11 protein-coding genes and 1 pseudogene are annotated in these 13,404 nt (G+C 65.7%); 4 read left to right on the top strand and 8 right to left on the bottom strand.

Annotation, left to right across the window (positions count from 1 at the left end; translation table 11 throughout):
- Positions 1-33: 33 nt before the first annotated feature.
- The 5 genes from J2S97_RS13070 to ptsP all read right to left on the bottom strand — a co-directional run bounded on the left by J2S97_RS13070 (position 34) and on the right by ptsP (position 4,331).
- A complete protein-coding gene (locus J2S97_RS13070; protein ID WP_444875933.1) occupies positions 34-1,353 on the bottom strand; it encodes an FAD-binding protein in 1,320 nt (439 codons plus the stop codon).
- Positions 1,354-1,494: 141 nt separating this feature from the next.
- Positions 1,495-1,758 carry a hypothetical protein gene (locus tag J2S97_RS13065; RefSeq protein WP_307050079.1) on the bottom strand — a complete coding sequence of 88 codons (264 nt, stop codon included), beginning with the start codon at positions 1,756-1,758 and terminating at the stop codon, positions 1,495-1,497.
- A 99-nt stretch (positions 1,759-1,857) separates the two neighbouring features.
- Positions 1,858-2,256 (bottom strand): helix-turn-helix domain-containing protein, encoded by a 399-nt coding sequence (locus J2S97_RS13060; RefSeq protein ID WP_307050077.1) that lies wholly within the window; start codon positions 2,254-2,256, stop codon positions 1,858-1,860.
- 75 nt (positions 2,257-2,331) lie between these two features.
- A complete protein-coding gene (locus tag J2S97_RS13055) occupies positions 2,332-2,610 on the bottom strand; it encodes an HPr family phosphocarrier protein (RefSeq protein WP_307050075.1) in 279 nt (92 codons plus the stop codon).
- 35 nt (positions 2,611-2,645) lie between these two features.
- The gene (gene ptsP, locus J2S97_RS13050; protein WP_307050074.1) at positions 2,646-4,331 is read right to left on the bottom strand and encodes a phosphoenolpyruvate--protein phosphotransferase; all 1,686 of its coding nucleotides are present in this window, start codon (positions 4,329-4,331) and stop codon (positions 2,646-2,648) included.
- 163 nt (positions 4,332-4,494) lie between these two features.
- Here ptsP and J2S97_RS13045 point away from each other — a divergent pair, with 163 nt between their 5' ends.
- The 4 genes and pseudogenes from J2S97_RS13045 to J2S97_RS13030 form a co-directional block, all read left to right on the top strand.
- Positions 4,495-5,220 carry a TetR/AcrR family transcriptional regulator gene (locus J2S97_RS13045; protein WP_307050072.1) on the top strand — a complete coding sequence of 242 codons (726 nt, stop codon included), beginning with the start codon at positions 4,495-4,497 and terminating at the stop codon, positions 5,218-5,220.
- A 57-nt stretch (positions 5,221-5,277) separates the two neighbouring features.
- Complete coding sequence (locus J2S97_RS13040) at positions 5,278-7,272, top strand: PTS mannitol transporter subunit IICBA (RefSeq protein ID WP_307050070.1); 1,995 nt, start codon at positions 5,278-5,280, stop codon at positions 7,270-7,272.
- Positions 7,272-8,426, top strand: a complete 1,155-nt coding sequence (locus J2S97_RS13035) for a mannitol-1-phosphate 5-dehydrogenase (protein ID WP_307050068.1) — start codon at positions 7,272-7,274, stop codon at positions 8,424-8,426. The genes J2S97_RS13040 and J2S97_RS13035 overlap by 1 nt, the downstream gene beginning before the upstream one ends.
- Before the next feature lie 454 nt (positions 8,427-8,880).
- A pseudogene (locus tag J2S97_RS13030) lies at positions 8,881-9,165 on the top strand (MFS transporter); the annotation flags it as partial.
- A gap of 138 nt (positions 9,166-9,303) precedes the next feature.
- On the opposite strand, the gene J2S97_RS13025 reads toward J2S97_RS13030, so the two are convergent.
- From J2S97_RS13025 to rraA, 3 genes are all read right to left on the bottom strand, one after another.
- A complete protein-coding gene (locus tag J2S97_RS13025; RefSeq protein ID WP_307050066.1) occupies positions 9,304-10,743 on the bottom strand; it encodes a sugar porter family MFS transporter in 1,440 nt (479 codons plus the stop codon).
- Between the two features lie 313 nt (positions 10,744-11,056).
- Positions 11,057-12,721, bottom strand: coding sequence for an MDR family MFS transporter (locus J2S97_RS13020; protein WP_307050064.1), 1,665 nt, complete (start codon positions 12,719-12,721; stop codon positions 11,057-11,059).
- A 106-nt stretch (positions 12,722-12,827) separates the two neighbouring features.
- Positions 12,828-13,358 carry a ribonuclease E activity regulator RraA gene (rraA, locus tag J2S97_RS13015; RefSeq protein ID WP_307050062.1) on the bottom strand — a complete coding sequence of 177 codons (531 nt, stop codon included), beginning with the start codon at positions 13,356-13,358 and terminating at the stop codon, positions 12,828-12,830.
- Positions 13,359-13,404 lie beyond the last annotated feature (46 nt).

Raw genomic sequence — 13,404 nt, 5'->3', positions numbered from 1 at the left:
CCGGCTGGCGGCCGGGCCGTTGCATGTGCCCGGCTACTCGCCGAACACCTTCCGCGCCAGGAATTCGTTGCGGAATTTGTGCCCCGGGTCCATCCTTTCCGCGAGGTCCTTGAAGTCGGCAAAGCGCGGGTACAGTGCGGCCACGGAGCCGGCGTCCGCATGGAACAGTTTGCCCCAGTGCGGCCGTGCATTGAAAGGTGCCAGCGCCTCCTCCATCACAGGGAGCAGTTCCTCCACCTCCGCCTGCAGCTGCTTCCAGGTGAAGTGGAAACCCACGGAATCCTGGCCGTACGCGGTGCTGAGCCACAGCTGGTCGGCTGCCACGGTGCGGATTTCCGACACGTGCAGCAGCGGGGTGATGCGGTGGGAGAGGGCACGCAGTTCCGAAATGGCGGCCACGGCGTGCTCGCGGCGGACGAAGAATTCGCTCTGGAGCTCCTCGCCGCTGCTCGGCGTAAAGGCCATCCGGAAGTGTGCCAGACGCTCGGACCAGGGTCCGGGGACACCGAGCTGTTCAGTGCAGTTCTCGGCGGAGACTCCGGGCAGCGGATGCCGTGCGACAGTTGCCCGCGTACCGCCGAAGTGAGTGTCTCCGGCGAACGCCGCTTCCATGGCCGCAACACCGCCGGTCACCCCTGAGACGCGGCTCTTGAGCCAGGACTGCGCGACGGCGTCGCCGCTCCAGTCCGTAAACAGGCTGACGCTGTAGGCGCTGGCGGTGGCGGCGTCGAAATTCTCCAGCACCGTCTGCCAAGGGAGCGCTTCAAAGACGTCCTGCCGCACCGCGAACGTGGGTTCGATATCAAGGGTCACCTTGGTGACGACGCCCAGCGCGCCGAGGCCGACGACGGCGCCGTCGAAGTCGGGTGAGCTGCCCCGGCCGAGGTGGTGGACGGTTCCGTCGGCTGCCACAATTTCCAGTGCCGCGACGGAGGTTGCCAGGTTTCCGTTGGCATCGCCCGAACCGTGGGTTGCGGTTGCGATGGCCCCGGCAATGGAGATGTGGGGGAGGGAAGCCAGATTGGGCAGCGCATAGCCGTTGGATTCCAGCTTTTCCGCGAGTGTTCCGTAGCGGGTTCCGCCGGAGACCGTGACCGTCCGTGCCGCGGCGTCGATGCGGATGCCGGGTTCCAGGTTTTCGAGCGAGATCAGGGACCCGGGGGAGTCGGCGATGGAGTTGAAGGAGTGCCGGGAGCCGAGCGCGCGGATTTTCGCGGCGCCGGCTACTACGTCCTGGACTTCCTCGAGGGTGCGCGGCCGGTGGATCGCGGCTGCCGTGTAGCGGTAATTTCCGGCCCAGTTCAGTTCCGCTTCGGCGCTGCCGGTTCCGGTGAGGCCGGTCAGCCCGGTCATCTCGCTGATCTCAGTGCGCATTGCATCCCTTTCGCGCCGGACCATCGGGCCATCGGCAGTTTGTTATCGCTAACAAGTCTGGTGAGGTGGCTGGACCTGTGTCAATGGCCATCCACGGATCAGATAGCAGGTCCGCTTCCGTCAGGGCCTGCCGTCACGCTCTGACTGGTCCGCGTCAAGGGCGGCGCTGGGCGGCGCCCCGCGGCCTGGCCCAAGAAGGCGGGCGGCAGCTTCCCGGCGGCGCCGGGCAAGGTGGCTTTCCATGCCTTTGGACACTGCCACAAAGGCAACGCAGCTTGCCATAAAAGCGGCGGTGTTGTTCAAGCCCATGGCCGTTCCGAGGACGGCAGTCAGCAGCATGGCGGCGAACCCCGCCACGATATGCCACCCTCTGAACTTAGCCACAAATAAAGGGTAACCCCGGCCTTTGCGGCCTTTTGGCGGTTACCGGGGATCGTTGCTTGATCCTTATCACTGCTTCACAAATTGCGTACCCACGCTAAATCAAACCCGCTCGCCGCCGCCGTCGGACGCCTTGCTTTTCTTCTGCGCCTCCAGCCATTCCATGATGGCAGCCAGCCGGATCCGCCGGTGCGTGCCGCGGTATTCCACCGGGATTTCGCCGCGGTCCGTCATATTGCGAAGGTACGTGTGCGAGATCCCGGCGAGTTCCGCGGCCTGGGACGTGGTGAGCATTTCCTCAACGCTGCTGACGGTCACCGCCTCGCCGCGGCTGAACCGGCTCAGGAGGTCCACGACGGCGTCCCGCGCCTGGGGCGGCAGCCGGTGGACCGTGCCGTCCACAAACACCGTGATGTCGTGGCTGCCGCTGAGGGCATGCTTCAGTTTCAGGGCTTCGTCGCCGGGGAGCCCGGCCGTCACGCGGGGAGCAATCAATGCCATGCGGAAATCCTAGCGTCCCCGGCGCGGTTGAGCCGTTGCTCCCCGTCCCCGCTGTTCATCTACGTCCGCCAGCTGCTATTCGGCGTCGAGGTCCGTTTCCAGGAGCGTGACCAAAGCATCCAGCGCCTGGTCGGCGCCGTCGCCGTCGGCACGCAACACCACGACGTCGCCCTTGGCCGCCCCCAGCGTCATGAGCGAAAGGATGCTGGCGGCGTCGAGGGCTTCATCCGCCGGTTCGCCCTGCATGGAAATGGTGACGTCAACGCCGGCATTGCCGGCCGCTTCGGCGAAAAGCGCGGCGGGGCGGGCGTGGAGGCCGGAGCGGCTGGCGATGGTTGCGATACGTTCGGGCATTACTTCTCCTGATGGATTTCGTCGGTGGGCGGCGGTCAGAGGCCGAGTTCGTTGAGTACGGGCAGCTTTTCGCGGACCCAGGCCCGGGCCTCGGTGGCGCTCGGCGCGGACAGGGCCAGCTTGGCCAGCTGCTGCGCTTCGGCCAGCGTGACGGTCTTGAGCACCGCAGCCACAGCCGCGAGGGAGCGGGCGGTCATGGACAGGGTGGTCACGCCCAGCCCGGTGAGTACGACGGCGAGGGCGGGGTCCGCCGCTGCCTCGCCGCAGACGCCAACCGGCTTGTTGTGGCCTTCAGCCCGTGACCCTTCGACGGTGAGTCCGACCAGGCGGAGCACGGCCGGCTGCCACGGGGTGTTGAGGGCCGCCAGCGGGCCGAGCTGCCGGTCGGCTGCCATGGCGTACTGGGTGAGGTCGTTGGTGCCCAGGCTGGCGAAGCCCACTTCGCGCAGGATGGCCTCGGCGGTGAGCGCTGCGGACGGGACTTCCACCATCACGCCGGGCGTCTTGATGCCGGCGTCGGCGCACATTGAGGCGAAGCGGGCCGCTTCTTCCGCCGTCGAGATCATCGGAGCCATGACCCACACGTCCGCTTCGGACTGCTTCTCGGCCAGGGCGATGGCTTCCAGCTGGCGGTCCAGGACGCCGGGCGTGGTGAAGTCCGTGCGGTAGCCGCGGACACCCAGGGCCGGGTTGGGCTCCGTGGAGTCGGTCAGGAACGGCAGCGGCTTGTCGGCGCCGGCGTCGAGCGTGCGCAGAACCACCTTCTTTCCCGGGAACGCATCAAATACGCTCTTGTAGGCTGCGGCCTGTTCCTCCACGGAGGGCTCGGAGTCCCGTTCCAGGAAGCAGAATTCGGTGCGGAAAAGACCCACGCCCTGGGCGCCCAGCTTGGCGGCCGCCTCGGCGTCCTTTCCGCCGCCAACGTTGGCGAGCAGCGGCACCAGGTGACCGTCCGCCGTCGTGCCCGTGCCGCTGAACTCGGCAAGCAGGGACGCCGTTGCTGCCCATGCATCCGCTGCGGAGCGCAGCGAATCGTCGGGTTCGGAGGTGATGGTGCCTGCGGCGCCGTCCACATAGACCTCTGTGCCGTCCGGGAGCTCGTCCACTCCCACCGCAGCCACCACGGCCGGCAGGCCAAGCGACCGCGCAATGATGGCGGTGTGGGACTGCGGGCCGCCGCCCGCAGTAACCAGGGCCAGGACCTTGTTCGGGTCCAGGGTTGCGGTGTCGGCCGGTGCCAGGTCCTCGGCCACCAGCACAAACGGTGTGGTGGAGGTGGGGATGCCGGGCGCGGCCACGCCGCGGAGTTCCGCCACAATCCGGGCGCGGACGTCCAGGACGTCGGTGGCGCGTTCGGCCATGTAGCCACCCAGGTTATGAAGCATCTCGGAGACGGAGGAACCGGATTCCCAGATGGCGCGCTCGCTGGAGAGGCCCCTGGCCACGAGCTTGGCCGCGCCCTTGATCAGCATGGTGTCCTTGGCCATCAGCGCCGTGGCTTCCAGGACAGCCTTGCCGTCTCCGGTGGCGTGAGCGGCCCGGCCCTTCAGTTCGTCGTGGACGGCCTGCGAGGCCGCCTTGAGTGCTGCCGTTGCGTCCTCGGGGGTGACGCCGGCGGCCAGCTGCTCGCCGGCCGGCGGTTCGCTGATCGGTTTGGGCATTTGGCGGACGGTGCCGATGATGCGGCCGGGGCTGACGCCTACTCCTGGGAAGTTCTGCACTGAAGGTCCTCATTCTCTGCCGGTAAGCAGGCCCCGCCATTCGTTGCCCGGGCGATTGCCCAGACCGCCGCGACTGCTACGTCCGACGGTGTTTTGCGGTGCCTGAAAAAATTGTATGTGATGCACTTCATATAGCGTTGCTATAGGTGCTAGGGTAGCGGTTATGAGTTTCGATGGCCAGCTTCCGCCTAAAACACGGCTGCTCCGTGCAGCAGCCGAGTTGCTGGCTAATTCCGGGGGAGCGGCCGTTTCCACCCGCCAGATCACGCAGTTGGCAGGCGTTACGGCCCCTACCCTGTATCACCACTTCGGTGACAAGGAAGGGCTGTTCGACGCTGTTGTAGCGGCAGGTTTTGAAGAGTACGTGGCAGGTGAACGCGACTTCGCTCCGTCCGGACATCCGCTGGAAGACATCCGCCGGATGTGGGACAACCACGTCCAGTTCGGGCTGAACCAGCCGGAACTCTACTTGGTCATGTTTGGCAACATTCGCCCTGAGAGCCGTCCGGCCATCGTTGCCGATGCCGAGGCGCTCATGGAGGAAATGCTGAACAAGGCTGCAGTGGCAGGCCAGTTGAACGTCCAGCCGCGTGAAGCGGCCAGGAGCATCCTGGCTGCGAACGTGGGCGTGACGCTCATGCTCATTGCTGAGCCAGCCACCGAACGCAACCTTGAACTGTCCACCATGACCCGGGATGCCATGATTTTCGCGGTGTCCGCGGATCAGGCCAGCGGCACTCCGGAAGACTCCGGAAAGTCCTCGGTGGTGGTGGCAGCGATCGCCCTGAACGCCGCGCTCCAGGCATCGCACTCGGACCAGCTGTCCAGTTCGGAACTCAAGCTCTTTCTCGAATGGCTCCACCGGATCTCCAACAGTTCCACCAGCTAGTCGTCGAAAATATCGGACCATCCTGCGGTGCAGCAGGAATCACGGTTAGGAAATCACATGGCAACAGAGACAGTTGCAAAACCCCGCACTAGCCTGCGGGTTGGCGTCCAGAAGTTCGGGACGTTCCTGTCCGGCATGATCATGCCCAACATCGGGGCCTTTATCGCCTGGGGCCTCATTACGGCGCTCTTCATCGAGAAGGGCTGGTTCCCGGTCCCGGCGCTGGGCGGTTTCGGCACCAACACGGAGGGCGTGCCGAACGTGGGCCTCGTCGGCCCCATGATCACCTACCTGCTGCCTCTCCTGATTGGCTACACCGGCGGCAAGATGGTGCACGACGTCCGCGGCGGCGTCGTTGGTGCCATCGGCACCATGGGCGTCATCGTCGGTGCCGGCATTCCGATGTTCATTGGCGCCATGATCATGGGTCCCCTCGGCGGCTGGACCATGAAGAAGCTCGACGCCATCTGGCACGGCAAGATCCGGCCCGGCTTTGAGATGCTGGTGAACAATTTCTCCGCCGGCATCTGGGGTGCGCTGTTGGCCATGCTTGGCTTCTACGGCATCTCCCCGCTGGTCACGGCCTTCAGCACGGCAGCGGGTAATGTGGTCCAGTTCCTGGTCAGCAACGGCCTGCTGCCGCTGACCAGCATCTTCATCGAACCGGCCAAGGTGCTGTTCCTCAACAACGCCATCAACCACGGCGTGCTGACGCCCCTGGGCATCCAGCAGTCGCTTGAGCAGGGCAAGTCCATCCTGTTCCTGCTCGAGGCCAACCCCGGCCCGGGCCTCGGCATCCTGCTCGCCTACATGTTCTTCGGCAAGGGCCTGGCCAAGGCATCGGCCCCCGGCGCAGCCATCATCCACTTCTTCGGCGGCATCCACGAGATCTACTTCCCGTACGTGCTGATGAAGCCCATCCTCATCCTCGCCGCCATTGGCGGCGGCATGACCGGGATCGCGACGCTTGCCCTCACCAACTCCGGCCTCGTGGCCCCGGCAGCTCCGGGATCCATCATTGCGGTGGTCGCCCAGACCGCCCGTGACAGCTACTTCGGCGTGATCCTTTCGGTCCTGCTCGCCACCACTGTCTCCTTCCTGATCGCTTCGGTCATCCTGAAGGCCAGCAAGACCCCCGTGGGTGAAACCGAGGAGGACAGCCTCAGCGCCGCCACTTCGAAGATGGAGGCGATGAAGGGCAAGAAGAGCTCCGTCTCCTCAGCCCTGGTGGGCGCGGGCGGCACTGCCGTGATGGCCGGCCCCATCAAGAACATCGTGTTCGCATGCGACGCCGGTATGGGTTCCAGCGCCATGGGTGCGTCGGTGCTGCGCAACAAGATCAAGGCCGCCGGCTTCCCGGAGGTCAACGTCACCAACGCGTCCATCGCGAACCTTACGGATAGCTATGACGTGGTGGTCACGCATCAGGACCTCACCGAGCGCGCCAAGCCGGCCACATCGAGCGCGGTGCACGTATCCGTGGACAACTTCATGAACAGCCCGCGGTACGAGGAGATCGTGGAGCTGGTCCAGCACAGCAATTCCGCAGGAAGTGCAGACACCGCAAGTGCCGACGCCGGGACTCCCGCCGCCGCGGCACCTGCTGCGGCAGCCCCGCCGTCGGACATCCTGGTGGCTGACAGCGTGATCCTCAACGGCAGGGCGACCACCCGTGACGCGGCCATCGACGAAGCGGGCCGGCTGCTGCTGGACCGCGGCGCTGTTGACAGCGGCTACATTGACGCCATGCACGAACGCGAGGAATCCGTGTCCACGTACATGGGCAGCTTCCTGGCTATCCCGCACGGCACCAACGCCGCAAAGGACCACATCATGAAGTCCGCAGTGTCCGTGATCCGGTACCCGAACGGCATCGACTGGAACGGCAAGGAGGTCAAGTTCGTGGTTGGCGTCGCCGGCATCAACAACGAGCACCTGCACATCCTGTCCTCCATCGCGAAGGTCTTCACCAACAAGGCCCAGGTGGCCCAGCTTGAGGCCGCCACGACGGTGGACGAAGTGCTGGAACTGTTCGGGAAGGTCAACGCATAGTGAAGGCTGTTCATTTTGGGGCCGGTAACATCGGTCGCGGATTTGTGGGACTGCTGCTGCACCAGGCAGGCTACGAGCTCGTGTTTGCCGACGTCGCGGACGATCTGATCTCGCAGCTCGCCGCCGCGGACAGCTACGACGTTCACGAGGTGGGGGAGAACCCCACGGTCCGGACCGTGGACAACTTCCGGGCGCTGAACTCCGGCACCCAGGAAGCGAATGTCGTGGCGGAAATCGCGACGGCGGACGTCGTCACCACCGCGGTGGGTCCGCATATCCTGAAATTCGTGGCGCCGGTGATCGCCAAGGGCATTGCCGCGAGGCCCGCGGGGATGGCGCCGTTGCAGGTGATGGCGTGCGAGAACGCCATCAATGCCACGGGCATCCTGCAGGACGAAGTGGCGGCGCAGTGGGACACAGCCGCCGGCGAGCTCGAGTCCGCGGCTGTCTTCGCGAACACGGCCGTGGACCGGATCGTCCCGAACCAGGAGCCTGGCAAGGGCCTGGACGTCACCGTGGAGACCTTCTACGAATGGGTCATCGACCGCACGCCCTTTGGGGGCAACGCGCCGGTCATCCCGGGGGCGACGTTCGTGGACAACCTGGAGCCCTACATCGAGCGGAAGCTCTTCACGGTGAACACCGGGCACGCCTCGGCAGCCTATTTCGGGTTCGAGGCAGGACTTGGCAAGATCTCGGAAGCCATGGCCGACCAGGACGTCGCCGCCGATGTGCGCGCCGTCCTGGACGAGACCAAGGAGCTGCTGATCCACAAGCACGGCTTCAACCGCGAGGAGCAGGAAGCCTACGTCGAGAAGATCCTGGGCCGCTTCACCAACCCGCACCTGCCGGACACTGTGAACCGAGTGGGCCGGGCACCGCTTCGCAAGCTCAGCCGGCACGAGCGGTTCATCGGCCCGGCGGCTGAGCTGGCGGAACGCGGCATCGTGCCCGAAGCGCTGCTGGGAGCCATAGCAGCCGCCCTGCGGTTCAACGATCCCGCAGATGCTGAAGCGACCGAGCTGGCGCAGATCGTGGCATCGTCCACAGCTGCGGAGGCCACCGAGAGGGTGACCGGCCTGACCGCTGGGCATCCGCTCTTCGACGCCGTCGCGGCACTGGTGGAAGAGGCCAAGGCGGAGATCAAGGCTTAGGACGCTCTCTCACTTTCTGTCGGTTTTTGGCCGATGCTCTCTCAGGTCCTGCCGGATTTACCCCAACGCTCTCTCACTTGAAGTGACCGAGCGTTGGGGTTTTTCGTGGGAGAAGTGAGAGAGCGTCCGGGGGTTAGGCGCGGGAAGTGAGAGAGCGTCCGTGTGGCAAGTGATTCGGTGACCTCCGAGCAACCTGACCTGCCCGCCCTGCTGACCGCCGACGTCGACGGCGGGACGTTCCGCCTCCGGGCCGCGACGCGGGCGGACCTGCCCCGCATCCTGGAGCTCCTGGCGGACGACCGGCTGGGTGCAAACCGCGAGGACACCTCCGATATGGCCCCGTATGAGCGGGCCTTCGAAGCGATCAACGCCGACGCCGCCCATCTGTTGGTGGTGGGCGACCTCCTGAGGGAAGGCGCGGCCACTGCTGAGGTCGTGGCCACGTTCCAGCTCAGTCGTCCTGGTTGTTGTTTCCGGGGCGCTCCTGGGAATCAACAACACGGTCTACACGGAACTGGCCATGGGCGTCTCCGATTCGCCGCGCCCGGTGGCGTCGGCCGGCTACAACTTTGTGCGCTGGATGGGCGGCGCCCTGGCCCCCTTCGCGGCCGCGCAACTCGGTGAGCACTACGGCCCGCAGGTCCCGTTCTACGCCGGCGCGCTGGCCATGGTGGTCGCCATCGCGATTGCCTTGGGCGGCCGGCGGTTCCTGGCCGCCCACGAACCCCACGTGGTCTGACCGGAGCGACGCTCTCTCACTTCCTGTCGGTTTTTCACAAACGCTCTCTCACCCGGTTTAGCAAGTGAGAGAGCGTTTGTGGTTTACCCGCAGCAAGTGAGAGAGCGTTTTAGGCGTTGAGCGGGCGGCGCCGTACGCCTAGACCTTGACGGTCCCCTTCGGCACGAACAAGGTCTCCGCCTGTTCCAGTGACATGCCGTTGGTTTCCGGCACCTTGAACATCACGAAGAAGAACGACGCCGCCGCGAACGCCGCGTACATGGCGTACGTCAGCGGCAGCGAACCTGCCGCCATGACGGGGAAGCTCAGGGTGATGGCGAAGTTGGCGATCCACTGTGCGGCCGCGGCCAGACCCAGGGCGCGGGCGCGGATCCGGGACGGGAAGATCTCGCCAAGCAGCACCCACACCAGCGGCCCCCAGGAGGCGCCGAAGCTGATCACGAAGACGTTGGCGGCCACCAGGGCAACAGGGCCCCAGGCGCCGGGCAGCGCGATTTCCTCACCGGATCCCGTGGCCGAGGAGAAGGCCAGGGCCATGGCACCGAGCGAAACAGCCATGCCGATGGAGCCTGCCAGCAGGATGGGGCGACGGCCGATGCGGTCCACCAGGGCGATGGCCACGAGCGTGACCAGGATGTTGGTGACGGACGTGGCCACCGAAATGGTGAGCGAGTCCTTCTCCTGGAAGCCAACGGCCTTCCACAGGGTAGTGGAGTAGTAGAAGATCACATTGATGCCCACGAACTGCTGCAGCACGGACAGCGTGATGCCGATCCATACCACGGCCTGCAGGCCGAAGACCTTGCCGCGGAGCGAGCCCTTCTGGCCGGCGAGCTTGTCCTCCTCTATGGCGGACTGGATTTCGCGGATGTGGCGGTCGGTGTCCTCGGACGGGGCGATTGTTTCGAACACCTTGCGGGCCTCGTCCTCCTTGCCCTTGAAGACCAGGAAGCGGGGCGATTCGGGCAGCGTGTAGGCGATCCAGCCGTAGACGACGGCGGGCACGGCGCCGGCGAGGAACATCCATCGCCACGCTTCGATGCCGAGCCAGAGCGCCTGGTCCGCACCGCCGGCGGTGGTGGCGAACAGGGCGTCGGAGAGGAGGGCCGCAAAAATACCTGTGGTGATGGCGAGCTGCTGGAGCGACGCGAGGCGGCCGCGCACGTGTCGCGGCGAGATTTCCGAGATGTACGCGGGCGCAATGACAGAGGCCAAGCCGATGCCGAGGCCGCCCACCAGGCGCCAGAAGATCAGGTCCCAGACGCCGAACGCGAAGCCGGTGCCGAGCGCGCTGACGAGGAACAGGATGGCGCCGAGCTTCATGGCGGGGATGCGGCCGTACTTGTCGGCCACCTTGCCTGCCAGGTAGGCGCCCGCGGCGCAGCCCAGGAGGGCGACGGCCACGGCGAAGCCGGTGACGGCCTCGCTCAGGGCGAACTCGTCCTTGATGGCGTCCACCGCCCCGTTGACAACGGAGGAATCAAAGCCGAAGAGGAACCCGCCCACCGCTCCCGCGATTGCGAGGCCGATCACCTTGCGGGGAACGCCGGGGCGGCCTTCTGTGCTGGATGTGGACATGGATCTCCCTCGGGATTCTTGCTGCGTTGGGTTTTTAGCTGTGCGGACATCGTTGACCACGGAACCGGCCCTGCTGGCCGGCGCACACGCGCTAAACAGTGTGCCACTTCACGCTGTGAGGCTCCACTTAGGGACGGAGGACGACGACGGCGGGCCGTTCCGCCGTCGTCTCCCGGCCTGACTCCGGGCCGTCACGTAGCGCAGGCTTTTGCCGTCCAAGACGGCGATGCGTCCCGGAATTCCGAGGAAACGAAACGGCAGGCAGCCCGAAAGGCTGCCTGCCGTGACGTGTGGCGACGCTCGCCGTGGACACCTAGTGCGCCGGCACGGACTCTGATTGTGCTCCCTGAGCAGCAGCCTTCGGGTCCGTCAGCTTCTTGTTCGGCAACGCGAAGCTGATCAGGAAGGCGACGCCGGTGAGCACGGCCGCGGTGAGCATCACGGCGTCGATCGACTGCGCGAAGCCCTCGGTGATGGGGCGGGTCAGCGTGCTGTTTGCAGTGTGCAGCCAGCTGGTGTCGTTGAGGGAATCGTTGGTGGCGCCGTTCTGGAAGAACTCATAGAGCTTGGCGTTGGCGGGGTCGGCGGCCACGGCGGGGTCCTTGAGGACCTTCAGGTAGTCGGCGTTCTGCATGGCGTCCTTCATGCCCGTGGCGATGCGGTCCGCCGCCATGCTGAAGAGCAGGGAGATGAAGACGGCGGTGCCCACTGCGCCGCCCATGGACCGGAAGAACGCGGCCGAGGAAGTGCCCACGCCCATGTCCTTCGGCGGAACCGAAACCTGCATGGCCAGCGTGAGAGGCTGCATGCAGAAGCCCAGGCCCAGGCCGAAGAACACGGCAATGACGCCCGGCACCCAGAGCCCGGTGTCCACGCCAAGCGAGAAGCCCATTACAGTGGCGGCGGCGGTCAGCACAGCCGTGCCCATGATGGGGAAGATCCGGTAGGTGCCCGATGCCGAGATGGTCCGTCCGGCGGTGATGGAACCGGTGAGGATGCCCACCGTGAAAGTGATCATCATCAGGCCGGCCTCGGTGGGGGTGAGGCCCTTGACCAGCTGGAGGTACATCGGGAGCATCGCGATGGCGCCGAACATGCCGATGCCGATGATGAAGTTCAGCAGCGAGGACAGGCCGAAGGTGAGGTTCCGGAAGAGCCGGAGCGGGATCAGGGCGTAGTCGCCGGCGTGCTTCTCGGCCAGCAGGAACGCGATGATGCCCACGACGCCCAGGCCGATGCACAGGAGGGACGCCGCGGAGGTCCAGCCCCAGCTGCGGCCTTGCTCGGCCACCAGGAGCAGCGGAACGATGGCCAGCGTGATGGCGGCCGCACCCCAGTAGTCGATCTTCTGCTTCACGTGCTTGGCGGGCAGGTGCAGGTAGAGGAACACAACAGCCAGGGCAGCCAGTCCGATGGGCAGGTTGATGAAGAACACCCAGCGCCAGCCGTCAAAGCCCAGGATGTTCGCTGAGCCGGCGAAGGCGCCGCCCACCACCGGGCCCAGTACGGAGGAGATCCCGAAGACAGACATGAAGTAACCCTGGAACTTGGCCCGGTCCTTGAGGGCAACAATGTCGCCGATGATGGTCAGCGCGAGGGCCAGCAGGCCGCCGGCACCCATGCCCTGGATGCCGCGCGCGATGGCCAGTTCGGTCATGGAGTGCACGGATCCTGCGTACAGGGAGCCCGCCAGGAAGATCACGATGGCGGCCAGGTAGAGCGGACGGCGTCCGAAGATGTCGCTGAGCTTGCCGTACAGCGGGGTGCTCACCGTGGAGGTGATGAGGTACGCCGTGGTTGCCCAGGCCTGCAGTGAGAGCCCGTCGAGGTCGTTGGCGATGGTGTAGATCGACGTGGAAACGATGGTCTGGTCCAGCGAGGAGAGGAACATGCCGAGCATGAGACCCACCATCACTGTGATGGTCTGACGCTTCGTCAGGACGTCCCCGGTTACGGGCCCGGCGGCGGTTTTGGACATGACTGCTCCATTACGAAGAAAAGGGAATTAAGCTTGATAGTTGCTTTCAGTAACTATCCTACTTTGCGATTTGTTCCCGCGGTCTCCGAGAAATGAAGAATTTACGTCAGCGCTCCACCAGGATGCCGTCCGGATCGCACCAGATCATGGCACCGGGCCGTACCGTGACGCCGTCGATCTCCAGCTCCACGTCCGTCTCGCCGGTGCCCTCCTTCGCGCTCTTGCGCGGGTTGCTTCCCAGTGCCTTCACCCCGAGCGGCAGGTCGGCCAGGACCTCGCGGTCCCGGACGGCCCCGTTGATGACGACGCCGGCCCAGCCGTTCGCGACGGCGCTCGCGGCGATCATGTCCCCCATGAGGGCCGTCCGCAGCGAACCTGCACCGTCCACCACCAGCACGGCACCGGAGCCCGGAGTGCCCAGGGTGGATTTGACCAGGGCGTTGTCCTCAAGGCAGCGGATGGTGCGCGCCGGTCCGCTGAAGTGTGACAGCCCGCCCAGGGACTGGAACTGGAGCGCGATGGACTCGAGTTCCTCGCCCCGCTCGTCGAAGAGATCGGCGGTGTTGATGCGGCGGCTCTCGTCGGCGTCGAGGTTGTCGGGGGTGTCTGCTGGGGAATCTGCGGGCGAAGCGGTCATTGGTCCTCCTCGGAATGGCTGGCGCCTGATAGCGCCTGGGACTTGG

This window comes from Arthrobacter oryzae (assembly GCF_030812315.1).
GTDB lineage: Bacteria > Actinomycetota > Actinomycetes > Actinomycetales > Micrococcaceae > Arthrobacter > Arthrobacter oryzae_B.
Note: the sequence above shows the minus strand (reverse complement) of the source record. Positions and strands in the feature narration are given on the sequence as shown.

Coding starts and splice junctions, on each gene's coding strand:
- J2S97_RS13070 (WP_444875933.1), bottom strand. CDS start 1,353: ATGACCGGGCTGACCGGCCTCACCGGAACCGGCAGCGCCGAAGCGGAA.
- J2S97_RS13060 (WP_307050077.1), bottom strand. CDS start 2,256: ATGGCATTGATTGCTCCCCGCGTGACGGCCGGGCTCCCCGGCGACGAA.
- J2S97_RS13055 (WP_307050075.1), bottom strand. CDS start 2,610: ATGCCCGAACGTATCGCAACCATCGCCAGCCGCTCCGGCCTCCACGCC.
- J2S97_RS13045 (WP_307050072.1), top strand. CDS start 4,495: ATGAGTTTCGATGGCCAGCTTCCGCCTAAAACACGGCTGCTCCGTGCA.
- J2S97_RS13040 (WP_307050070.1), top strand. CDS start 5,278: ATGGCAACAGAGACAGTTGCAAAACCCCGCACTAGCCTGCGGGTTGGC.
- J2S97_RS13025 (WP_307050066.1), bottom strand. CDS start 10,743: ATGTCCACATCCAGCACAGAAGGCCGCCCCGGCGTTCCCCGCAAGGTG.
- J2S97_RS13020 (WP_307050064.1), bottom strand. CDS start 12,721: ATGTCCAAAACCGCCGCCGGGCCCGTAACCGGGGACGTCCTGACGAAG.
- rraA (WP_307050062.1), bottom strand. CDS start 13,358: ATGACCGCTTCGCCCGCAGATTCCCCAGCAGACACCCCCGACAACCTC.